Genomic DNA, 22165 nt, shown 5'->3' with positions numbered 1-22165 from the left:
CGCGCGCCGCCGCCTAAAGAGGGAAATCGTCAAAATGTGCTGGCACGTTTTGACAAGATTTCCCCGGCGCGCACTAAGAACTGGGCCAAGCTGCTTAAGCGATACGTAGTATCGCTCCGTCCCGCCGGGGTCACCCGGACGCCGCCCGCGCAGGGCAGTTTTAGACGGGACAAAGCTCGACCGCGCGCCAACGCCTTAACAGGAAAATCATTCAAAAGCGATGTTCGCTTTTGAATAAGATTTTCCAAGGCGCGCGAACAAATCGACTCTGCCGAAAACTTCGTCGCCCGCCCGCCTAAAGAGGGATTTCGCTCATTTTGCATCAGCAAAATCGAGATGAAATCCCAGCGGGCGACGGAAAGGTGGCGGAGCAGTAGCGGAGCCGCAGTGAGGCGGACACGGGGCGGAGAACAGGGCTGTGCTTTGGGCTGTGCTCGTTCTTCGGGCGGGAAAAGCGGTTACGGTTTTCCCGCCGCGCTGGGCCGAGCATGGGGCTGTGGGTTGGGCCGAATTGTTGGTCGTGTTATTGCGGCTCTTCGAACCGCCGGGCTTGCGCGCAGGGCCTTCGGCCCACCCCCGGAGCGCGCAGCCCGAACCCGACAGAATTGGGGCGGTGAATGGGTGCTGTGCTTCTGCGGCTCGCAGAGCCGCGCGGGCCGAAGCCTTCCGCAGCGGAGGCTCGCAACTGGCGTTGCTTTAGGCCCCGCAGGCTTCGACCCGCTAAGGCAATTGCATTTTCTCAGGCTTGGTTGTGTCTCGTTGCGCTACCGCTGGCGGCAAACAGCTGTAGGTCAAGAGCGATTAGCGCGGTTCTCCGACCCCGACAGAATTGGGGGCGAGTTTTGAACTGCGAATCGGGCTGAATTGTTGGCCGAGCTCTTGCGGCTCTTTGAGCCGCGCAGTTCGCCGCCACCCCACGCGGCGGACTGCAACTCGTCGGAGCTCGTTGCAGTCCCCGCTGGCGGCGAATTGCTATAGGCTAAGAGCGAATAGCGCGATTCCGGACGGAATCGCCGTCCTCGGCGCGCAGCGAACGCCGAAAGCGGGCGCCGGGGGGCGAGCCCGAGGATGAATGGGCGGAGAGTTGGGCTAAACTTTTGGGCTGTGCTTTTTCGACCCTTTGGGGTCGCCGGCCTTGTCGCCCAAGCCGCTACGCGGCTTCGGGGGGATGGGCGACAGGCCGAAACCAACAGAATGGGGCGACGAATGAGGCAGTGTAGTTGCGGCTCACAGAGCCGCGCGGGCCGGAGCCACCCCCGGCGTAGGGCCGCAACTCGTGATCCTCGTTCGGCCCCCGCTGGCTCCGTCCGCCAAAGTCGACCCAGTTAGAGTAACTCCAGCCCCTTGCCCCCCGCGAGCGGCACCCCCGTTTATTCCGAGAGGCACCGCAACTGAAGACCGTGGGCCCGGTCGTACCCGCCGTTGGAGTTGAGACCCTGCGTGTTGAAGTCCAAGAACATGCCGTTAGTTTCGTTGGTTGAGCACGAATAACTATAACCGTAATTCCCGTTGTAGTACAAAGTTCCCATATGGCTATAGCGGTTGCCCGGGGCGGGCCGCCGACAGGGCGTTTTACTGGTCGCCTCGACCCCAAATGCCTCGACCCTCGTTTATTCCGAGAGGCAACGCAACTGAAAACCGCAGGCGCGGTGATAGGCGCTGCTGGGATAGAGACTCGCCACCCCGAAATTCAAATACACCCCATTGCTGTCGTTCACCGACGGCGAATAGTAAAACCCGCCGTTTCCGATGCTCCACAATGCTCCCTCGCTGCTGCCGCGGTAGCCTGGGGGTGTCGCTCGGCACTCGAACCGGGCCGCCTCGGTTTCAAGTAGGGGCAGAGGCTGCCGGTTATTGGGGTAGATACGACCAGTAAAACACCCTGTGGGTGCCCGTTTATTCCGGGAGGCAACGCAACTGAAAACCGCTGGCGCGACTGTCTGCAAAACTGCAATTGAGATATTGGGTATAGGCATTCAGGGTCGTGCCACGATAGTGGTCGCCATTCTCGCAAGACGTTCCGGATAAATAGATGCCATAATTGCCCACGCCAGATGTCTCGCCGTATCCGATGTTGCTGCGGTAGCCCGGGGGCGGAAAGGCGAATCGGACATTACAACCTCTTCCATCGCTCCGTGTTTTCCCAGGCCTCCGACTCGAAATCTTCCACCCACAACAAAAAATGAAAAACAGGTTTTCGACCCGGACGCGGCGGGTTCGGGGAATTATTCGTATCTTTGGTAGTTCGATTCGGGTGCGGGGGGCGCGTGGCGTGGGGAAAGAGTGCTCGGAATCAGACGGTTAAATGTTAAGCATCACTTAAATCTATGGGTGTTACAGCCAGCTTGCTGAAACTTTTCTTCGGCAGCAAAGCAGACAAAGACAGAAAGGCGATTCAGCCGTATGTGGACAGGATTCTGGCGGTCTATCCGCAGATTCAGCAGCTCTCGGACGATGAGCTCAGGGAACGGGTCGCGGAGCTCAAGGCGATGATCCGGGAGCGCATCCGGACGGACGAGGAGCGGATTGCCGAACTGAAAGCCCGGATGGAGGAGGCAGACGTCGAGATCAGCGAGAAAGAGGAGATCGGAACCGAGATCGACCGGCTCAAAAAACATGTGAACCAGACCATCGAGGTCGTTCTCGACGAGATACTGCCCGAGGTTTTCGCCATCGTCAAAGATACCGCGCGGCGGTTTGCGCAGGCGGGACAGGACGGGAAAGAGGGGACGATTACGGTCGCGGCGACCGAGGCCGACAGGGAACTCGCTGCCAAGGGGTGCGACTTTGTGACGATCGAGGGAGATAAGGCGGTCTATCGCAACCATTGGCTCGCGGGAGGGGCGGAGGTGACGTGGGATATGGTCCACTACGATGTCCAGCTGTTCGGCGGGGTGGCGCTCCACAAGGGGAATGTGGCCGAGATGGCGACAGGCGAGGGGAAAACGTTGGTGGCGACCTTGCCGGTATTCCTCAATGCCATGGCGGGAAAAGGGGTGCATGTGGTGACGGTCAACGACTATCTGGCGCGGCGAGACTCGGAGTGGATGGGGCCGTTGTACCAGTTCCACGGGCTGACGGTCGACTGTATCGACAAGCACCAGCCGAACTCGGATGCGCGGCGGGCGGCGTATAACTGCGATATCACGTTCGGTACCAATAACGAGTTCGGGTTCGACTACCTGAGGGACAACATGGCGATCGAACCGGGGGATTTGGTGCAGCGGGAACACCACTATGCGATTGTCGACGAGGTGGACTCGGTGCTCATCGACGATGCGCGGACGCCGCTCATCATCTCGGGGCCGGTGCCGAGGGGAGAGGATCAGCTGTTCGAGGAGTACAGGGGACAGGTCGAGGCGCTCTACGGGTTGCAGCGGAATCTCTGTACGACGCTCCTGGCGGAGGCCAAGAAGGCGGCGGCTGAGGGGGACGAGCAGAAGGCGGGGAAGTTATTGTTGTGCGTACACAAAGGGCTGCCCAAGTACAAGCCGCTTATCAAGTTCCTCTCGGAGCCGGGGATGAAGGCCCTGATGCAGAAGACGGAAAACTTCTACATGCAGGACAACAGCAAGCGGATGCACGAGGTGACGGACGACCTCTACTTTATTATCGACGAAAAGCTCCACAGTGTCGAGCTGACGGACAAGGGGCATGACGCGTTGTCGGGGAATATCAACGACAAGCGTTTCTTCATCCTGCCGGACATCGGGAGCGAGATCGCGACGCTGGAGCGCGGGGATATGACGGTCGAGGAGCGGATGGAGGCCAAGGACAAGCTGCTGTCGGAATATGCGCTCAAGTCGGAACGGGTGCACACGGTGCATCAGTTGTTGAAGGCCTATGCGCTCTTCGAAAAGGATACGGAGTATGTGGTGATGGACAACAAGGTGAAGATTGTCGATGAGCAGACGGGGCGTATTCTGGACGGGCGGAGGTATTCGGACGGGTTGCACCAGGCGATCGAGGCCAAGGAGCGGGTCAAGGTGGAGGCGGCGACGCAGACGTTCGCCACCATTACGCTTCAGAACTATTTCAGGATGTACCACAAGCTCAGCGGGATGACGGGGACGGCGGAGACGGAGGCTTCGGAATTGTGGAATATCTACAAACTGGATGTGATCGTCATTCCGACGAACCGGCCGGTGGTGAGGAAGGATTACCAGGACTTGATCTACAAGACGAAGCGCGAGAAGTATGCGGCGGTGATCGAGGAGATCGTCAAACTGGTCGGGGAGGGGCGTCCGGTGCTGGTGGGGACGACGAGTGTCGAGATTTCGGAGTTGTTGTCCAAGATGCTCAAATTGCGCGGGATCAAGCACAATGTGCTGAATGCCAAGCAGCATCAGCTGGAGGCGCAGATCGTGGCGGAGGCGGGACGTGCGGGACAGGTGACGATCGCTACGAATATGGCGGGGCGTGGGACGGACATCAAACTCACGGCTGAGGTGAAGGATGCGGGGGGGCTGGCGATTATCGGGACGGAACGGCACGAGTCGAGGCGGGTGGACAGGCAGTTGAGGGGGCGTGCCGGACGGCAGGGGGACCCGGGGAGCTCGCAGTTCTTCGTCTCGCTGGAGGACGACCTGATGCGGCTGTTCGGCTCGGAACGCATTGCGCGGCTGATGGATACGATGGGGCTGAAAGAAGGGGAGGTGATTCAGGCGGGGATGATGAGCCGCGCGATCGAACGGGCGCAAAAGAAGGTCGAGGAGAACAACTTCGGCATTCGGAAGCGGCTGTTGGAGTATGACGATGTGATGAATTCGCAGCGCGAGGTGATCTATACGCGGCGGCACAATGCGGTCTTCGGCGAACGGATCGAGGTGGATATCAACAACATGATGACGGACTTCGCGGAGACGTTCGTGGAAAATTACCGGGGGCTGCCGTTCGATGAGTTCAAGGTGGAGCTGATCCGCCAAATCTCGATCGAACCGTCGCTGACGGAGGAGGAGTACAACGACCTCAAGGATCAGCAGGTGGCGGAGATGATTCTGGGCGATATGCGGAGTGCGCTCAAACGGCGGGCGACGCAGATTGCGCAGCAGGCGTTCCCGGTGCTGGAGGCGATCTACAAGGAGCAGGGGGACAAGTTCGAGAATATTTCGGTGCCGTTGACGGACGGGAAACGCGGGCTGAATGTGCCGGTGAACTTCAAACGGGCGATCGAGTCGCGGGGGATGGAGATTCACAAGGCGTTCAGCCGGGTGATGATGCTCATCACGATCGACGACGACTGGAAGGAGCACTTGCGGGATATGGACGATCTGAAGCAGTCGGTGCAGAATGCGGCGTATGAACAGAAGGATCCGCTGTTGATCTACAAGTTCGAGTCGTTCGAGTTGTTCCGCCGGATGATCGAGAAGATCAACCGGGAGGTGATTTCGATGTTGCTGAAGGTCTACCTGCCGGTGGGGCCAGCTTCTGCTCAGGACGGGGAGGGGCGTGCCGTGCCTCAGGCGCAGCCGCAACAACAGGCGGTGCCGCAGCGTAATCGCCCGGATATGAGCCGGATGCAGACGTCGCGCAACGAGGGGCCGGTGCCGCCGGGGGCGGTTGCTCCGGCCAAGGCGGACAAACGGGTGGGGCGGAATGATCCGTGTCCGTGCGGAAGTGGGAAGAAGTACAAGAACTGCCACGGGGCGGCGTAGCTTTTGCGTTTGTTCCTCTATGTATAAGGGATGCCCTCCGGTCGCTGTGCGGCCGGAGGGCTTTTCTTTTACGGGCTCGTGCGGGGGCGTTTCTGGCGGGTCGAAGCTCGACTAAAAATGGGTTGGGCCGCGGCTGCTTTGGGGGAGAGGCTGCCGGACTGCTTGGGGTAGACACAGCCAGCCCAACGCCTTTTGTGTGTTTTGTTAGTTTACTAAGTGGCGCCCGCGCGGCTAAAGAATTGGGGAGGCTGCCGATTGCCCACTGCGGGCACGCGGGGCCTGCCTGGCCGACGCATTCGCGTCGTGACGCGCGGCCGTTGCTATTCTTTCTTAGCCTAACCGCGCGCGACCGCTGGAGTAGGAAATCATTCAAACGCATGATTTGTGTTTGAATAAGATTTCCGCCAGCGCGCGGAGCAGGGAGTTGGGCCGTGGCTGCCCACTCCGAAGTGCCGGGAGGCACCGCCCGCCCGGCGTAAGGGCAGTATCCTCCCGTAGGACGCGCGCGCCACGCCTTAAGAGGGAAATCGTCAAAATGCGCTGGCGTGTTTTGACAAGATTTCCCAAGGCGCGCGGTCAAACGGTGTGTGAAATCCGTCGCCCGCCCGCCTAAAAGGGCATATTCTGTCGGTTGGCACTTGGCCAATCCGGCAAGAATTGCCGCGGGCGACGGTTAGGACACGTTCATCTTTCGCGTGCCGAGCGGCACCGGCGGAGCGAAAGCGGAGCCGCAGTGAGGCGGACACGGGGCGGAGAACTGGGCTGTGCTTTGGGCTGCGACTGTTCTTCGGGCGCGAAAACCGGCTACGGTTTTCGCGCCGCGTTGGGCTGAGCTGTTGGTCGTGCTTTTGCGGTTCGTAGAACCGCCGGGCTTGCGCGCTGGGCCTTCGGCCCACCCTCGGAGCGCGCAGCCCGAACCCGACGGAATTGGGGCGGAGAACTGGGCCGAGCTTTTGCGACCCTTTAGGGTCGCGCGGGCCGGAGCCACCCCCGGCGTAGGGCCGCAATTTCGCGATGCTCGTTGCGCCCCCGCTGGCTCCGTCCGCCAAAGTCGAGCCAGTTAGGGTAACTCCAGCCCATTGCCCACCGCGAGTACTTCTCCTCCGTTTATTCCGAGAGGCAGCGCAACTGAAAACCGTGACCACGACCGTCTGAGCCGTTGGCGTAGAGTCCTTGGGGATCGAAACTCAGGTCCATGCCGCGGATGCCGTTCGTGGCGGCAGACCAGCTGAACCCATGACTGTCCACGCGGTTCAGCAAACCTGTATTGTAGTTGCGGTAGCCCGGGGCGGCCCGTGCGGTTCAGTGTCTCCAAAATCAGAATAAGGAAACGAATATAAGTCCGGATTCTAAGTCCCCAATCGTTCCGGAGAAGGCTCTTCTGTCCCGTTTATTCCGAGAGGCAACGCAACGGAAAACCGTGGCCATTGTAACCCGGACTGTTAGGAGTAAGACTGGCTCCGGTGAAGTATGAACAGATACCGTATGATTTGTCCGTTACGGAAGCCGACCAAATTGTTCCTTCACGACCTGTATTGCCTAATCCGCCGAACAATTTGTTATTACCCGCGTCGCGGTAGCCCGGAGCGGGTAAAGGGCTGTCTCTCTTAAAAAGGAATCGCCGGGGGATTTTCAAGGGGGATGTAAATCCCCCTTGAATGTGCTTTTTGCCTACTTTCTATCACATAATAGAAAGTAGGGGCCCCCGCGGCCCGAGCGGAGCAAAGAAAAGATTGACTTTCAAGAAATGCAATCGCATGCAACGTCCTGCGCGTTTGCGTTTCTCCGTTTATTCCGAGAGGCAGCGCAACTGAAAACTGTAGGCACGATGATCCGAGTGACTCGGATTGAGATACGTTGGTTTGAAGTCAAGCCAGAAACACCCGGAACTCGGCCTCTGAGTCGATGAATAACTGTAACCGTTGGTAGCGATGCCAACCAGTCTACCTGATGCGTAATCGCGGTAGCCCGGGGCGGGAGCAGGTCTAACTGTTCACCCGGAAGACGCGTACGATCCCTTTCAGCCGCTTGATCTTATGGATCACCATGTCGACGGCTTGGGCGCCTTTCACTTCGATCGAAAGCTGGCCCTGCATCATCCCCCGCTGGACGCCGAATGACAGGGAACGGATGTTGAGCTTCAACTCCTGGGAAACCAGATCGGTGATGCGACCGGCCAAACCCGGGAGGTCGTCGCCGGTAACACGAATCGTCGCCAGAAAGGCCCCGTTCGAGGTCGTCTCGCGCCAACGCGCGCTCAGCACCCGGTAGGGGTACTCTTCCCGAAGCCGCTTGGCGTTCGGACAGTCGGTGCGGTGGATGGTGATCCCGCTGTGGACGGTCACGAAGCCGAAAATCGGGTCGCCCAGGATCGGGTGGCAGCAGCCGCCTAACTTGTACTCCACGTCGCGCAGGGTTTCGTCGATCACCAGGCAGTCGCCGCTGCGGTCGTCGCCGGACGCCGAGGGGTCGGACTTGGCGCGACGGGGCTGGATCTCAGGCGCGGGAAGGCGACCCGAGGCGGCGTCGGTCAGGAGCTCTTTCACTTCGCCCATCGGGAGTCGTTGCTCAGATATCAGGGCGTAGACTTCGAAGCCGGTCTTGACTTTATAGTATTTCGACAGGGCGGTCACGGCCTCTTCGATGGTCAGGGGGAGTTTCCAGTTCTTCACTTTCCGCTCCAGCTCCTCTTTTCCGAGCTGGGCGCTCCGGGCCTGGTCGTCGCGCAGGATCTGTTTGATTTTCGCTTTGGCTTTCGAGGTCACGACGATGTCGAGCCAACCGGCGCGGGGACGCTGGGTCTTGGAGGTGACGATCTCGACGACGTCGCCGTTGCGCAGACGTTCGCGAAGGGAGACGTTGCGTCCGTTGATCCGACCGCCGGTGCAGGTCATACCGAGGTTGGAGTGGATGTCGAAGGCGAAGTCCAGTACGGTGGAGCCCTCGCGAAGTTTGCGGAGGTCGCCGGTGGGGGTGAAGACGAAGACTTCGTTGCTGCTCAGGGCGAGGTCGAAGCGTTCTTCGATGGTCTCGGCGGCTGCGGTGGTCTCGACGATCTCGCGCAGGCGGGCGAGCCATTGTTCGCTCCCGAAGCCTCCGCCGCCGACGCCTTTGTAGCGCCAGTGGGCGGCGACGCCGCGTTCGGCGACTTCGTCCATCCGCCGGGTGCGGATCTGGACTTCGACCCACCGGCCCTGGGGGGTCACGACGGTGGTGTGGAGCGATTCGTAGCCGTTGGATTTCGGAATCGAGATCCAGTCGCGCATCCGGTCGGGGTTGGGGGTGTAGAAGTCGGTCACGACGGAATATACCGACCAGCACTGCATCTTCTCCTGATCGGGGGGGCAGTCGATGATGATCCGGATGGCGAACAGGTCGTAGACCTCTTCGAAGGGGACGCGCTGTTTCCGCATCTTTCGCCAGATGGAGTAGATGGATTTGGTGCGGCTCTTGAGCTTGTAGCGGATGCCGAGGGCGCGGAGGCGATCTTCGATGGGGCGGACGAAGGTGGCGATGAAGGCTTGTCGGGCGGCGTCGCTTTCGCTGAGCTTGCGCACGATGTGGTCGTACTCGCGGGGTTCGAGGTATTTCAGCGAGAGGTCTTCCATCTCGGATTTGATGCCGTAGAGGCCGAGTTTGTGGGCCAGCTGGGAGTAGAGGTTCAGGGTCTCCCAGGCTTTTTTGTTGCGTTTGAGCTCGGGAAAGCTCTCCAGGGCGCGCATCACTTCGAGCCGGTCGGCCATCTTGATGAGGATGACGCGGGGGTCGGTGGAGTAGGAGACGATCAGTTCGCGGAAGTTGTCGGCCTGGAGGGTCGAGGTCTTGGGGTCGACGGCGGAGATGTGGTTGAGGCCGCGGAGGATGCCGGCGCACTCGGGGCCGTAGGCGGCCGCGATCTCCGGAAGGGGCATTCTGCCGAGCCGGGCGACGTCGTGCAGCAGGGTCGAGATCACGGAGTTACGGCCGAGGCCGATCTCTTCGGCGACGATCCGGGCGGTCTGGATGCTGTGGAATACGAAGGGGGTGCCGTCGTAGCGTTTCAGGTCGCTCAGGCTGCGGACGGCGGTGTGCAGGGCGCACCGGATCTCGTCGCAGGAGGAGGCGCTGAAGGTGGTGCGGATATAGGTCAGAAAGTCGCGGTAGAGGTTCATGGCGGGAGAGAGAGGGATGTATATTTCAGGAATTTCGTAACTTGCACTCAAATTTACGACTTAATTCGGTGTGACGGATGAAATCTGGTCTTTTTTTCTCGCTCCTCGGGCTCTCGGCGGTTGCCGCGGGGAGCGACGGGAGGGCGTTGGCGCAGGAGGCGAGGCAGGGCGATAAACCCAACATCCTGCTCTTTCTGGTGGATGACATGGGGTGGCAGGATACGTCGGTGCCGTTCTGGCACGATACCACGGAGCTGAATCGGAGGTATCGCACGCCGCAGATGGAACGGATGGCGCGGAATGCGCTGAAGTTCACCAATGCCTATGCTTCGGCGGTCAGTTCGCCGTCGAGGGTCAGCCTCATGACGGGGATGAATCCGGCGGCGCATCGGGTCACGAACTGGACGTTGTACAAGGATCGGGGGCCGGATCCGGAGAGTCGCACGCTGAGGTGGCCGGAGTGGAATGTGAACGGAATCGCGGCTACGCCGGGGGTGCCGCGGACGACGTATGCGACGATGCTGCCGGAGCTCTTGCGGGAGGCCGGATATCGAACGATTCTGGTGGGAAAGGCTCATTTCGGGGCGATGGAGACGCCGGGGGCGGATCCGTTGACGCTGGGGTTCGATGTCAATGTCGCGGGGCATGCGGCGGGGGGATTGGCTTCGTATCTGGGCGAAAACAATTTCGGAAACAGGCCGGGGGAGGAGCAACAGAGTCCGTTTGCGGTGCCGGGGTTGGAGAAGTACTGGGGGGAGGATATCTTCGTGACGGAGGCGTTGACGCGCGAGGCGAAAAAGCAGATCGATACGGCGTTGTGGCTGGATCAGCCGTTTTTTCTCTACATGAGCCACTATGCGGTGCATGTGCCGCTGGATCGGGACATGCGGTTCTATGCGAAGTATGAGGAGGCGGGGCTCGATCCGAGGGAGGCGGCTTATGCGGCGTTGATCGAGGGGATGGACAAAAGTCTGGGTGATTTGCGCGACTACCTGAAGGAAAAGGGGGTCGACCGGAATACGGTGGTTATTTTCCTGTCGGACAACGGGGGTTTGGCGGCGTGGGGACGCGGGGGAAGGCCGGGAACGCAGAATTTCCCGCTCCGAAGCGGCAAGGGATCGGCGATGGAGGGGGGGACGCGGGTGCCGATGATGGTCGAGTGGCCGGGGGTTACGGAGGGGGGGACGAATTGTCAGGTGCCGGTGGCGATCTGCGACCTGATGCCGACGGTGGTCGAGATGGCGGGGGGAGATCGGTCGAAAACGGTGCAGCGGATCGACGGGCAGAGTCTGGTGCCGCTTCTGAGGGGGGATGCGGCGATGGGGCGGAAGCATCCGCTGATGTGGCATTTCCCGAATATGTGGGATGCGGAGGGGGACGGGATTGCGCCGCACAGTTCGATTCGGATCGGGGACTGGAAGCTGATCTATTTTTACGATACGGAGCGGACGGCGTTGTTCAATCTCCGGGAGGATATTTTCGAAAAAATAGACCATGCGGAGAATCCGCGCCAGCAGAAACGGCGGGAACGGATGGCGAAGCGGCTCACGGCGGAGCTGAGGCGGATGGGGGCGCAGGTGCCGTGGAATGTGGCGCGAAACGAGTGGTGTGCGTGGCCGGACGGTTCGCCGTACCGGATCCGGCTCGACCGACGGGCGCGGAAGGTGGTGGGAGAGTCGGGGGGAGGGTCTCGGCTCCGGTAGCTGTGTGTAGGGCCCTGTTTATTCCGAGAGGCAGCGCAACGGAAGACCGTAGGCGCGGCTGTTCGAGGTGCTGGTACCGAGGTATTGCGAAGTGAAATTCAAGTCCATGCTACTGCTGCTGTTGACCGTGGACGCCCAGCTAAATCCGGCGCTGCCGACGAGGCCTGATTCGCCTGAGGGGTAGTCGAGGAAGCCCGGGGCGCACCCACAGGGTGTTTTAGAGGTACTGCGAAGTGAAATTCAAGTCCAGCTTGTAGACTTCGCTTGTTGTAGACGACCAGCTAAATCCGCTATTGCCGACAGAGCTTAACGTGCCCGTATAATAGAATCGGTAGTCCGGGGCGGGGTTTGTGCAGTCCGCCGCGCGGGGTGGCGGCGAACTGCGCGGCTCAAAGAGCCGCAAGCGTTCAGCTTAATTCACCGCCCTAATTCTGTCGGGTTCGAGCTGCGGCGTCCGGCCCGGGCATCAAAGATGCCCCGCCGCAAGCCCGGCGACCTAAAGGTCGCACGAGCACCGCACCCATTCACCGCCTAAAGCTCTCGGGTTCGGCCTGTCGCCCACCCCCTGAGCGGCTTCGCCGCTGGGCGACAAGGCCGGCGGTTCGAAGAACCGCAAGAGCAACGCCCATTCCGTCCTCGGCCGCAGCCAGCGGAGAACGAACAATAAGGCCGAGGCGGCCAGCAAAAGACGCTGTGCGTCTCCTCCGCATCCGGGGGCTGCGGGCCGACCGTTACCACGGGGACTTAGCTACTCGCTCTCCGCCCCGTGTCCGCCTCACTGCGGCTCCGCTTTCGCTCCGCCGTTTCCGTCGCCCGCTGGAATTTCATCTCGATTTTGCTCATCGCAAAACGAGTGAAATCCCTCTTTAAGCGGGCGGGCGACGGAGTTTTCGCGAGCGGACTGAGTTTTTTCGCGCGCCTGCGCGATTCATTCTATTTCGGCGCGAGCCGAAATAGCTGAATCGCTTCTTTAGGCGGGGCGCGCGGTTTGGTTTGAGGGAACTGCGCTCGGGCCGCGCGGGCCCCACGTCCCGTGGACAGGAAATGCTCACGCATTTCAACTGGCAGCCTCTATCCCCATTCTTTGTCCGCGCGCCTGTGCGATTTATTCTATTTCGGCTCACCGCCGAAATAGTTGAATCGCTTCTTTTGGCGGCGGCGCGCGTCTTTGGCTACAGGAGGGTACTGCCCTTACGCCGGGCGGGCGCACCCTTCAGGTGTTTTATTGGCAGCCTCTACCCCAAGGCCGCCTCGGCCCAATCCTTTGTCCGCGCGCTTGGAGAAATCTTGTCAAAACGTGCCAGCACATTTTGACGATTTCCTTCCCAAGGCGTGGCGCGCGGTTAAGCTTTGCCCCGCCTCGAACTGTTCTCTTTGTGAACAAAGAGAACCAGAAAAACTTTAGACGGATGCTTGCGCATCCTCCAGCTGCCGACGGCCCAATTCTTTCGTTCGCGCGCGGGCAGAAAAATATGAATCAATGACTTTAAACTCAAATAAATGACGACAATTTCCGATATGATTCGACCGATAGAGGCGTTTGCCCCGGTGGCGTGGCAGGAGGAGTGGGACAATGCCGGGTGGCAGGTGGCGCCGACCGATCCCGGGACAACGCCTTGTTCGGGGGTGCTGGTGGCGCTCGATATGACGGAAGAGGCGCTGCAAGAGGCTGTCGAGGCGGGGTGCAATCTCGTCGTTTGTCACCATCCGCTCTTTTTCAGAGGAGTGAAACGGCTCGTCGGGGCGACGCTTCAGCAGCGGATTGCGGCAGAGGCGATCCGGCACGGGGTGGCGGTCTATGCGGCCCACACCAATCTGGACGTCGCGCCCGGAGGCGTGAGCGCTCGGCTCGCCGAGAAGTTGGGGCTGAGGGAGGTCAGGGTGCTCGCACCGCGCGAAAACCGGCTCATGAAACTCGTCTTTTATACCCCGTCGGCCTATGCCGAACCGGTGAGAACGGCGGTCTGGGAGGCGGGGGCAGGCTGCATCGGGCGGTACGAGGCGTGCAGTTTCAACTGCGAGGGGACGGGGACGTTTCGGGCGGCGACACCGGAGTGTCGGCCGTTCGTCGGGAGCGTCGGCGAGCTCCATGCCGAACGGGAGGTCAGAACGGAGGTCGTCGTGCCGAAAGAGCGGATATCGGCGGCCATCAGAGCTTTGCGGGAGGTGCATCCATACGAGGAGCCGGCCTATGACCTGATTCCGCTCGCGTTGCCGGATCCGAGGGTCGGGCTGGGGTGTGTGGGCGAATTGCCGGAGGAGGTGCCGGTGGCGGAGTTTCTGGGAAGAGTGGCGCGGGCGATCGGGACGAGCTGCTTGAAACACAGTCCGATAGCGTCCGAAACGGTGCGCCGGGTGGCGGTGTGCGGAGGGAGCGGGGCGGAGTTCATTCCGGAGGCGATGGCGAGAGGGGCGCAGGTCTACCTCACGGCGGATCTGAAATACCATGATTTTCAGCGCGCAGAGGGGGGGATTACGCTGGTGGACGGGGGGCATTTCGAAACGGAACGGCAGGCGGTCGATCTTTTTTGTGAACTCATATCGAAAAAATTCCCTAATTTTGCAGTTCGGCGAGCGGGGGAGACCGGGGCGGTCGGATATTTCTTCGACGGAAGATAGGTCGCGATCACGAGAGATGCGAAATATAATCAGATAGTTACCATACACGCACCCACATGGCTACCAAAACCAAAAACGTTGCCGAAGAGTTGTCTACCGAGGAGAAAATCGGTGTACTCTATGCGCTTCAGCAGATCGATTCCAAAACCGACAGCATCAACCACATCAAGGGGGAGTTGCCTTTCGAGGTGCAGGACCTGGAGGATGTGATCGGGGGGCTCGAAACGCGCATCGGAACTTACGGAGAACAGGCCGATGAGTTGAGCCGGGAGGTCAAGGCGAAAAAAGAGGAGATCGAACAGGCGAAGGCACTCATTAAAAAATACGAGACCCAGCAGGACGATGTGCGGAATAACCGCGAGTTCGACTCGCTCTCCAAGGAGATCGAGTACCAGAAACTCGAAATCGAATTGGCCGAAAAACGTATCAAGGAGTTCAATGCCGAGATCAAAAACAAGAAAAAACTGATCGAGGATACAAAGGCGTTGCTGGAGGATCGGAAGATCGACCTCGACGCGAAGCAGGCCGAGCTGGCGGGGATCGAGGAGGAGACGGCCAAGGAGCTGGAGGAGCTCGGAAAACAGGCTGCCGAGGCGAGGGGGAAGATCGACGAGCGGTTGTTGTCGGCTTATGACCGGATTCGGAAGAATGTCCGGAACGGTTTGGCGGTGGTGACGGTCAAGCGGGATGCGTGCGGGGGGTGTTTCAACCGGATTCCGCCGCAGAGGCAGTTGGATATCCGGATGAGCAAAAAGATCATCGTCTGCGAATATTGCGGCCGGATTCTGGTCTCGGATTTGCTGGACGGGGAGGCGGAATAGCAGGAAAATCGGACAATATGGCGTGCGAACTGACAAAATGTCGGTTCGCGCGTTTTTGGTATGCGGTTTGTCTGTTCTGAGGGAGGCGAGCGGGAAGGAAATTTGGCGGATTGCGAAATTGTTCGTATCTTGTCTCCGACCCAAGGGGGGATTTTTTTACCGATTTACGATAAATACAAGTTGCCTATCGATCGATATCTACTCAAAACCACACGTTAAAACGAGTAGAAACCATGAAAACCGAAATCAGAAACGACAAGGAGCAGCGGTTGCTCCGGTCGTTCATCAATGGCGACGAATCGGCGATTGCTACCCTGATCGAAGGTTATCGAAAAAAGGTATATAACTACATCCTGATGCTGGTCAAGGATCGACAGACGGCGGACGACCTCTGTCAGGAGACCTTTATCAAGGTGATCGGGAGCCTCAGAGGGGGCAAGTATGCTGAAAACGGAAAGTTCATCTCATGGGTGTTGCGGATTGCGCACAATCAGGTGATCGATTTTTTCCGGGGAGGGCGCAGACCGGCGCATGTCACGAGCGAGGATGCGGGGTACGATGTCTTGAATAACAAGGAGTTGGCGGATCCGACGGTCGAGGATCGTATGATCCGGGATCAGCTGGAGGAGGATGTGCGGAGTCTGATCGACCGGCTGCCGGAGGAGCAACGGGAGGTGGTGGTCTTAAGGCACTATTTCGACCTCAGTTTCAAGGAGATCGCGCAGCAGACGGGGGTGAGTATCAATACGGCGCTGGGGAGGATGCGGTATGCGTTGATCAACTTGCGCAAACTGGTGGATGAGAGGCGGTTGGCGTTTGCATAAGAAATCATATTTTTGGAGTCTCCTCCTCTCTGCATAAAGCAGAGAGGAGGAGACTCTTTTGTTTGGGGGTGATTGCCTGTTAGGGCTGTTGCGAGGCGTGGGTGGAGGAGGTCTTGGGATTTGGGCTGAGGTTGCCCTTTGCCCACCGCGGGCACGCGGGGCCCGCCCGGCGTAAGGGCAGTACCCTCCCGTAGCCAAAGACGCGCGCCCCGCCTAAAGAAGCGATTCAACTATTTCGGCGCGAGCCGAATATAGATGAATCGCGCAGGCGCGCGAAAACGCGGCGGAGCGTAAGCGGAGCCGCAGTGAGGCGGACACGGGGCGGAGAACTGGGCTGTGCTTTGGGCCGCGACTGTTCTTCGGGCGGGAAAACCGGTTATGGTTTTTCGCATTGCGCTAGGCCGAGAATGGGGCTGTGGGTTGGGCTTGGCTTTTGGCCGTACTTCTGCGGCTCTACGAGCCGCCGGGCTTGCGGCGGGGCATCTTCGATGCCCGGGTCGGACGCCGCAGCCCGAACCCGACAGAATTGGGGCGAGGTTGGTGTCCGGGCTTAGGGCTTTCTCTCGGATGAGAGCGAATAGCGCGATTCCAGAAGAATCGCCGTCCTCGGCGAGGGCGACGCATTAGCGGCGCGAGGGGGCGTGCTGAGGACGAACTTTGCAAAACGGGGGCGGTGAATGGGGTGTTGTCGTGCCCAGAAATGGGCCGAGCTTTTGCGACCCGTAGGGGGGTGCAGTTCGCCGCCAGCGGTGAATAGCATCAACAAGGCGCACCGAGGACGAACCTCGCAAAACGGGGGCGGTGAATGGGGCTTGGCTTATGCGATCCTTTAGGATTGCCAGCCTTGTCACCGAAGCCGCGTAGCGGCTTCGGGGGGGGGATGGGAGGCAGGCCGAACCCAAGAGATTTGGGTGGTGAGTTAGGCTGAACACTTGCGGCTCGCAGAGCCGCGCGGGCCGAAGCCTCCGACCGCGGAGGCCCGCAACTGGTGTTGCTGTGGGCCCCGCAGGCTTCAGCCCGTTTAAACTGGGATGAGTGACAGGTCGAAATCAAGAGATTTGAGTTGTGCGTTGAGCGGCGAATTGCTATGGGCTGAGGACGAACCCGACAGGCTTGGGTGGAGTTCTTGCGACCCAAAGGGTCGCCGGGCCTGCGCGTTAGGCCGTTCGGCCCACCCCCGGAGCGCGCAGCCCGAAATCGAAAGAAATGGGGAAAAATCGAATTTGACAGCCTTGTGGGGTGATAGGGCGGATATCTTTGGTGGGTCGGACGCCCGGGCGGAACGCAACGAACATCGTGAGTTTGCGGGCCTCCCGAGGGGGAGGCGTCCGGCCCGCGCGATTCTGCGAATCGCAAGCATTCCCCGTTTATTCCGAGAGGCAACGCAACTGAAAACCGTAGCCGCGGTTGTCTGAGAAACCGGGGCCCAGGTAGTTGGAACTGAAACCCAAATCCAGACCGCCGATATTGCTCGTTGACGACGAGTAGCTGAATCCATTTTGCCCTACGACGTACAGTGTGCCCGAAGAGTTGCTGCGGAAGCCCGGGGCGGTGCCGCTCGGCACTCGAACCGGGCCGCCTCGGCTTCAAGTTAGGGTCGAGGCTGCCAGTTATTTAGGCCGAGGCTGCCAGTAGAACGTCCTTTGGGCGCGTTTATTCCGAGAGGCAACGCAACGGAAGACCGTGGGAGCGGTAGTGCGAGGTGCCGGAGTCGAGCCACGTCACGTTGAAATTCAAGTCCAGACTGTAGAGCTCGTCCGGAGAGCAAGACCAACTGTAACCGTCCTTACCGGCACTCATCAGATCCCCCAATCGCCCATTGATCCCCCCGTCGCGGAAGCCCGGGGCGGGGAGAGGCGTTTCTCTCGTTTTTATTTCGTATCTTGCAACACCTTATCAACCTTAAAACTCAATTTCGAAAATGGCTCAGGATCAATTCGTAAACAGACATATCGGAAATGCAGCCGAAGAGGTCGAACAGATGCTCGGAGTGATCGGCGTCGGATCGGTCGGCGAACTCATCGACCAGGTGGTGCCGCCGCAGATTCAGCTGCCGAAACCCCTCGAACTCGATCGACCGATGAGTGAATACGAATTTGCGGCCCATATCCGGGAGCTGGGAGCGAAAAACCGGCCGCTGCGGACGCTGATCGGGATGGGGTATTACGGGACGGCGACCCTGGCGCCGGTGATGCGCAATATTTTCGAAAATCCGGCCTGGTATACTTCCTATACGCCGTATCAGGCCGAGATTTCGCAGGGACGGCTGGAGGCGTTGCTCAACTTTCAGACCATGATCAGCTCGTTGACGGGGCTGGAGGTGGCCAACTGCTCGCTGCTGGACGAGGCGACGGCGGCGGCCGAGGCGATGATCATGATGTTCAACCTGCGGTCGCGGGAGGCGGTCAAGGAGGGGCGGAACGTCTTGTTCGTGGACGAGAATATCTTCCCGCAGACGCTCGATGTGCTACTCACGCGGTCGGAACCGCTGGGAATCGAGCTGGCGGTGGATTCGTTCGAGGAGTATGAGTTCAGCGGGCGGGAGTTCGGGGCGATCGTCCAGTATCCGGGCGCTAATGGGCATGTGGCGGATTACTCGGCTTTTGCGGCGGGGTGTCATGAGCGGGGGATGCTGGTGGCGGCGGCGGCGGATATCCTGTCGTTGGCGCTGCTGCGTGCGCCGGGTGAGTGGGGGGCGGATATCGCGGTGGGTTCGACGCAGCGGTTCGGGATTCCGATGGGATTCGGGGGGCCGCATGCGGGGTATATGGCCACGCGGGATGCCTACAAACGGCAGATGCCGGGGCGGATTATCGGGGTCTCGGTGGATCGGCTGGGGAACCGGGCGCTCAGGATGGCGCTCCAGATGCGCGAGCAGCATATCAAACGGGAGCGGGCGACTTCCAATATTTGTACGGCGCAGGCGTTGCTGGCGACGATGGCGGGCATGTTCGCGGTCTATCACGGGGCGGAGGGGCTTCGGCGGATTGCGACTCATGCCCATGCGCACGCGCATGCGGCGGCGGAACTGCTCAAGGGGATGGGGTATGAGCTGGTTTCGGACTGCTATTTCGATACGATCGAGGTGGCGGCCGATGCGGAAAAGGTGGAGGCGATTGCGGTTGCGAAGGGGCTGAATTTGTTCTATCCGACGAACGATACGGTGCATATCAGTTTCGACGAGCTCTCCACGGTGGCGGAGGTGAATACGGTTGCGGCGATCTTTGCGGAGGCGCTTTCTGCGGGAGAGGCTAAGGCTGCCCTTGTACTCGATACTGTGGACGAGGGGATTTTCCTGCCGGCGGCTTTGCTGCGGGGGGACGAGATACTGACGGAAGCGGTCTTCCGGAAATATCGCAATGAAACGGATTTGATGCGCTATATCAAGCGGCTGGAGCGGCGGGATATCTCGCTGGCGGATTCGATGATCTCGCTGGGGTCGTGTACGATGAAGCTCAATTCGGCGGTCTCGATGATGCCGCTCTCGCTGGCGAATTGGGCCGATGTCCATCCGTTCGTGCCGCTGGATCAGGCGGAGGGATACATGGAGATGATCCGAGGGCTGGAGCATGACCTGGCGGTGATTACGGGGTTCGAGGCGGTCTCGTTGCAGCCCAATTCGGGGGCGGCGGGCGAATATACGGGGCTGATGGTCATTCGGGCTTACCACATGAGCCGGGGCGATCATCAGCGGCGGGTGGCGCTGATTCCGGCGTCGGCGCACGGGACGAATCCGGCGTCGGCGGCGATGGCGGGGATGAGGATCGTGGTGGTGGCGTGCGACGAGCGGGGGAATGTCGATGTGGACGACCTGCGCAAAAAGGCGGAGGAGCATGCGGCGGAGCTGGCTTGTCTGATGATTACGTATCCGTCGACGCACGGGATTTTCGAGGGGAAGATCAAGGAGATTATCAATATTATTCATGAGAACGGGGGGCAGGTCTATTTCGACGGGGCGAACATGAATGCGCTGGTGGGACTTTCGTCGCCGGGGTTCATCGGGGCGGATGTCTGTCACCTGAACCTGCACAAGACGTTCGCGATTCCGCACGGGGGCGGGGGACCGGGTGTGGGGCCGATCGGGGTGGCGGCGCATCTGGTGCCGTTCCTGCCGTCGCACTCTATTGTAAAAACCGGGGGCACGGATGGAATTACGGCGGTCTCGGCGGCGCCGTGGGGGAGTGCGATGGTCGAGGCGATCTCGTACGGATATATCAAAATGATGGGGGCGGAGGGGTTGAAACGGGCGTCGGAGATGGCGATCGTGGCGGCCAATTACATGGCGTGCGCGCTCAAGGGTCATTATGGGATTGTCTACACGGGCGAAACGGGGCGTGTGGGGCATGAGATGATTGTGGATTGCCGGAGCTTCAGGGCGGAATATGGGGTCGAGTGCGGGGATATTGCGCGCCGGCTGATGGACTATGGGTTTCATGCGCCGACGCTGTCGTTCCCGGTGCACGATACGCTGATGGTGGAGCCGACGGAGAGCGAACCGAAGGCTGAACTGGATCGCTTTATCGAGACGCTGATTGCGATTCGCAAGGAGTGCGAGGCGTTTGCGGGGGCGGAGGATCATATCGTCAGGAATGCGCCGCATACGGCATATGAGTGTTGTGGAGCTTCGGACGAATCGGGGTGGACGCACCCGTATTCGCGGCGCGAGGCGGCGTTCCCGTTGCCGTGGGTGCGGGAGAACAAGTTCTGGCCGTATGTCTCGAAGATCGATGCGGGGTATGGCGACCGGAATCTGGTCTGCACGTGCGATCCGTTGGAGACTTATCTGTAAATCTGTTTTGGCTGTGGGGTGTGTGCCTTGCAGCAGATGTCGTCGGACACGGCGGGCACGATTGTGCCCGCCGTGTCTTTTTATCTTTCTTCGGAGCGTTGAGGCGGGCCGTTACTTAGGCCGAGGCTGCCGCCTTGGTTAAGGCAACGCGTAGCCAAAAGGAATAGTTCTAGGCGGGTCAAAGCTCGACCGCGCGCCACGCCTAAGTGGGGAAATCGTCAAAATGTGCTGGCACGTTTTGACAAGGTTTCCCCAAGCGCGCGGACAAAGGATTGGGCCGAGGCTGGTAGTGGAAATGCGCGAGCATTTCCCGTCCACGGGACGTGTAGCCCGCTTGGCCGACGCGTTCGCGTCATGGCGCGCGGCCGTTATTACTTCCCAGTTGCTCGCGTGCCCCGCCTAAAGAAGCGATTCAACTATTTCGGCGGTAGCCGAATATAGGTGAATCGCGCAGGCGCGCGAAAAAAGAACAACGCAAAAAATCTGTCGCCCGCCTAAAGGGGGCATATTCTGCCGGTTGGCACTTGGCCAACTTAGGCAGAATTGCCGCGGGCGACGGAAAAGCGGCGGAGCGACAGCGGAGCCGCAGTGAGGCGGACACGGGGCAGAGAACTGGGGCGTGCTTTGGGCTGTGCTGTTTTTCGGGCGCGAAAACCGCAGTCGGTTTTCGCGCCGCGCTGGGCCGAGCTTTGGGCTGGAATTTGGGCCGAGAGCGAGTAGCGCGATTCGCAGAATCGCCGGCCTCGTCGCCCAGCGGCGAAGCCGCTCGGGGGGAGTGGGCGACAGGCCGAACACGCCAGAAAAAGGCGTAGCTTTTGCGACCCAACGGGTCGTGCGGGCCGGACGCCTCCCACCGGCCGCAACACGCCGCTCTGCGTTGAGAGTTGCCGTACCTCCCGGGCGTCCGCCCCGCTTCAGTCAAGAATGAATATATTAAGGGTCGGAGTCAGCGTGGACGCAACTCGCAATGCTCGTTTAGGCTCCGCAGACTTCGTCCGCTTGAACTGAGAGCGAATAGCGCGATTCCTTGAGGAATCGCCGTTCTCGGCAAGGGCGACGCTTTAGCGGCGCGTGGGGGGCGCGCCGAGGACGAACCTCGCAGAATGGGACGGCGAACAAGGCACTGCTTCTGCGATCTTTTGGGTCGCGGGCCGGACGCCTTCCCCTCGGGAGAGACGCACAGTGTCTTTTACAGGCCGCCTCTACCCCATGAAAGTACCTCCCGGGCGTCCGATCCGCTTTGTTAAGGAGGTAGTGAATTAGGGATTGCTTTTGCGGGCCTCCGTTGGGGAGACTTCGGCCCGCGCGGTTCTTCGAACCGCAGAAGTGCAAATGGGGTAGAGGCTGTCGGTTACTTAGGGTAGTTCCAGCCCTTTGCCCACCGCGGGCACGCAGCGTTTATTCCGAGAGGCAACGCAACTGAAAACCGTAGGCGCGATAGTCTGGGTAGCCGGTATTGAGGCCTGTCACATAGAAATTCAAATCCAGGCCATAGATGTCGTTCGTGGCGGAAGACCAGCTGAATCCGTGATAGCCGACGCTGAGCAGTCCGCCTGAGCCTGAATAGCGGCTGCCCGGGGCGGGAGGAACACAACACCGAGAGG

14 protein-coding genes are annotated in these 22165 nt (G+C 60.2%); 7 read left to right on the top strand and 7 right to left on the bottom strand.

What is annotated here, in order from left to right; all coding sequences use genetic code 11:
• Nucleotides 1–234: hypothetical protein (locus ACTO3O_RS04910; RefSeq protein ID WP_482596520.1), on the top strand; the 234-nt coding region annotated here is incomplete at its 5' end.
• A 1136-nt stretch (nucleotides 235–1370) separates the two neighbouring features.
• On the opposite strand, the gene ACTO3O_RS04905 is transcribed toward ACTO3O_RS04910, so the two are convergent.
• From ACTO3O_RS04905 to ACTO3O_RS04895, 3 genes are all read right to left on the bottom strand, one after another.
• Complete coding sequence (locus ACTO3O_RS04905; protein WP_298081092.1) at nucleotides 1371–1529, bottom strand: hypothetical protein; 159 nt, start codon at nucleotides 1527–1529, stop codon at nucleotides 1371–1373.
• Between the two features lie 81 nt (nucleotides 1530–1610).
• On the bottom strand, nucleotides 1611–1760 hold the full coding sequence (locus ACTO3O_RS04900) for a hypothetical protein (protein ID WP_297624134.1): 150 nt from the start codon (nucleotides 1758–1760) through the stop codon (nucleotides 1611–1613).
• Between the two features lie 136 nt (nucleotides 1761–1896).
• Nucleotides 1897–2049, bottom strand: a complete 153-nt coding sequence (locus tag ACTO3O_RS04895; protein WP_297831578.1) for a hypothetical protein — start codon at nucleotides 2047–2049, stop codon at nucleotides 1897–1899.
• Between the two features lie 278 nt (nucleotides 2050–2327).
• Here ACTO3O_RS04895 and secA point away from each other — a divergent pair, with 278 nt between their 5' ends.
• Nucleotides 2328–5654, top strand: coding sequence for a preprotein translocase subunit SecA (gene secA / locus ACTO3O_RS04890; protein ID WP_297831575.1), 3327 nt, complete (start codon nucleotides 2328–2330; stop codon nucleotides 5652–5654).
• A 1107-nt stretch (nucleotides 5655–6761) separates the two neighbouring features.
• On the opposite strand, the gene ACTO3O_RS04885 is transcribed toward secA, so the two are convergent.
• Nucleotides 6762–6914 (bottom strand): hypothetical protein, encoded by a 153-nt coding sequence (locus ACTO3O_RS04885; RefSeq protein ID WP_294594375.1) that lies wholly within the window; start codon nucleotides 6912–6914, stop codon nucleotides 6762–6764.
• 725 nt (nucleotides 6915–7639) lie between these two features.
• Entirely contained in the window at nucleotides 7640–9805 is a 2166-nt protein-coding gene (locus ACTO3O_RS04880) for a RelA/SpoT family protein (protein ID WP_482596521.1), read from the bottom strand.
• A 77-nt stretch (nucleotides 9806–9882) separates the two neighbouring features.
• Here ACTO3O_RS04880 and ACTO3O_RS04875 point away from each other — a divergent pair, with 77 nt between their 5' ends.
• The 4 genes from ACTO3O_RS04875 (at nucleotide 9883) to ACTO3O_RS04860 (ending at nucleotide 15772) form a co-directional block, all read left to right on the top strand.
• Entirely contained in the window at nucleotides 9883–11508 is a 1626-nt protein-coding gene (locus ACTO3O_RS04875) for a sulfatase (RefSeq protein WP_298081096.1), read from the top strand.
• A gap of 1518 nt (nucleotides 11509–13026) precedes the next feature.
• Entirely contained in the window at nucleotides 13027–14127 is a 1101-nt protein-coding gene (locus ACTO3O_RS04870) for a Nif3-like dinuclear metal center hexameric protein (protein ID WP_297832827.1), read from the top strand.
• Nucleotides 14128–14183: 56 nt separating this feature from the next.
• Nucleotides 14184–14948 carry a zinc ribbon domain-containing protein gene (locus ACTO3O_RS04865; protein WP_297832824.1) on the top strand — a complete coding sequence of 255 codons (765 nt, stop codon included), beginning with the start codon at nucleotides 14184–14186 and terminating at the stop codon, nucleotides 14946–14948.
• 233 nt (nucleotides 14949–15181) lie between these two features.
• Nucleotides 15182–15772 (top strand): RNA polymerase sigma factor, encoded by a 591-nt coding sequence (locus tag ACTO3O_RS04860; RefSeq protein WP_294594337.1) that lies wholly within the window; start codon nucleotides 15182–15184, stop codon nucleotides 15770–15772.
• Nucleotides 15773–17139: 1367 nt separating this feature from the next.
• On the opposite strand, the gene ACTO3O_RS04855 is transcribed toward ACTO3O_RS04860, so the two are convergent.
• Together ACTO3O_RS04855 and ACTO3O_RS04850 are read right to left on the bottom strand one after the other, a co-directional pair.
• The gene (locus tag ACTO3O_RS04855) at nucleotides 17140–17337 is read right to left on the bottom strand and encodes a hypothetical protein (RefSeq protein ID WP_297831518.1); all 198 of its coding nucleotides are present in this window, start codon (nucleotides 17335–17337) and stop codon (nucleotides 17140–17142) included.
• 88 nt (nucleotides 17338–17425) lie between these two features.
• The gene (locus ACTO3O_RS04850; protein WP_297831521.1) at nucleotides 17426–17572 is read right to left on the bottom strand and encodes a hypothetical protein; all 147 of its coding nucleotides are present in this window, start codon (nucleotides 17570–17572) and stop codon (nucleotides 17426–17428) included.
• Between the two features lie 121 nt (nucleotides 17573–17693).
• Between ACTO3O_RS04850 and gcvP the strand changes: the two genes are divergently transcribed.
• Nucleotides 17694–20561: an aminomethyl-transferring glycine dehydrogenase gene (gcvP, locus tag ACTO3O_RS04845; protein ID WP_297831524.1), complete on the top strand. Its 2868-nt coding sequence runs from the start codon at nucleotides 17694–17696 to the stop codon at nucleotides 20559–20561.
• Nucleotides 20562–22165 lie beyond the last annotated feature (1604 nt).

This window comes from Rikenella sp. (genome assembly GCF_056799795.1).
Note: the sequence above shows the minus strand (reverse complement) of the source record. Positions and strands in the feature narration are given on the sequence as shown.

Excerpts from the sequence above, each read along its gene's own strand:
- secA (WP_297831575.1), top strand. The coding sequence starts at position 2,328 with ATGGGTGTTACAGCCAGCTTGCTGAAACTTTTCTTCGGCAGCAAAGCA.
- ACTO3O_RS04875 (WP_298081096.1), top strand. The coding sequence starts at position 9,883 with ATGAAATCTGGTCTTTTTTTCTCGCTCCTCGGGCTCTCGGCGGTTGCC.
- ACTO3O_RS04905 (WP_298081092.1), bottom strand. The coding sequence starts at position 1,529 with ATGGGAACTTTGTACTACAACGGGAATTACGGTTATAGTTATTCGTGC.
- ACTO3O_RS04860 (WP_294594337.1), top strand. The coding sequence starts at position 15,182 with ATGAAAACCGAAATCAGAAACGACAAGGAGCAGCGGTTGCTCCGGTCG.
- ACTO3O_RS04850 (WP_297831521.1), bottom strand. The coding sequence starts at position 17,572 with ATGAGTGCCGGTAAGGACGGTTACAGTTGGTCTTGCTCTCCGGACGAG.
- ACTO3O_RS04870 (WP_297832827.1), top strand. The coding sequence starts at position 13,027 with ATGATTCGACCGATAGAGGCGTTTGCCCCGGTGGCGTGGCAGGAGGAG.
- gcvP (WP_297831524.1), top strand. The coding sequence starts at position 17,694 with ATGGCTCAGGATCAATTCGTAAACAGACATATCGGAAATGCAGCCGAA.
- ACTO3O_RS04880 (WP_482596521.1), bottom strand. The coding sequence starts at position 9,805 with ATGAACCTCTACCGCGACTTTCTGACCTATATCCGCACCACCTTCAGC.
- ACTO3O_RS04865 (WP_297832824.1), top strand. The coding sequence starts at position 14,184 with ATGGCTACCAAAACCAAAAACGTTGCCGAAGAGTTGTCTACCGAGGAG.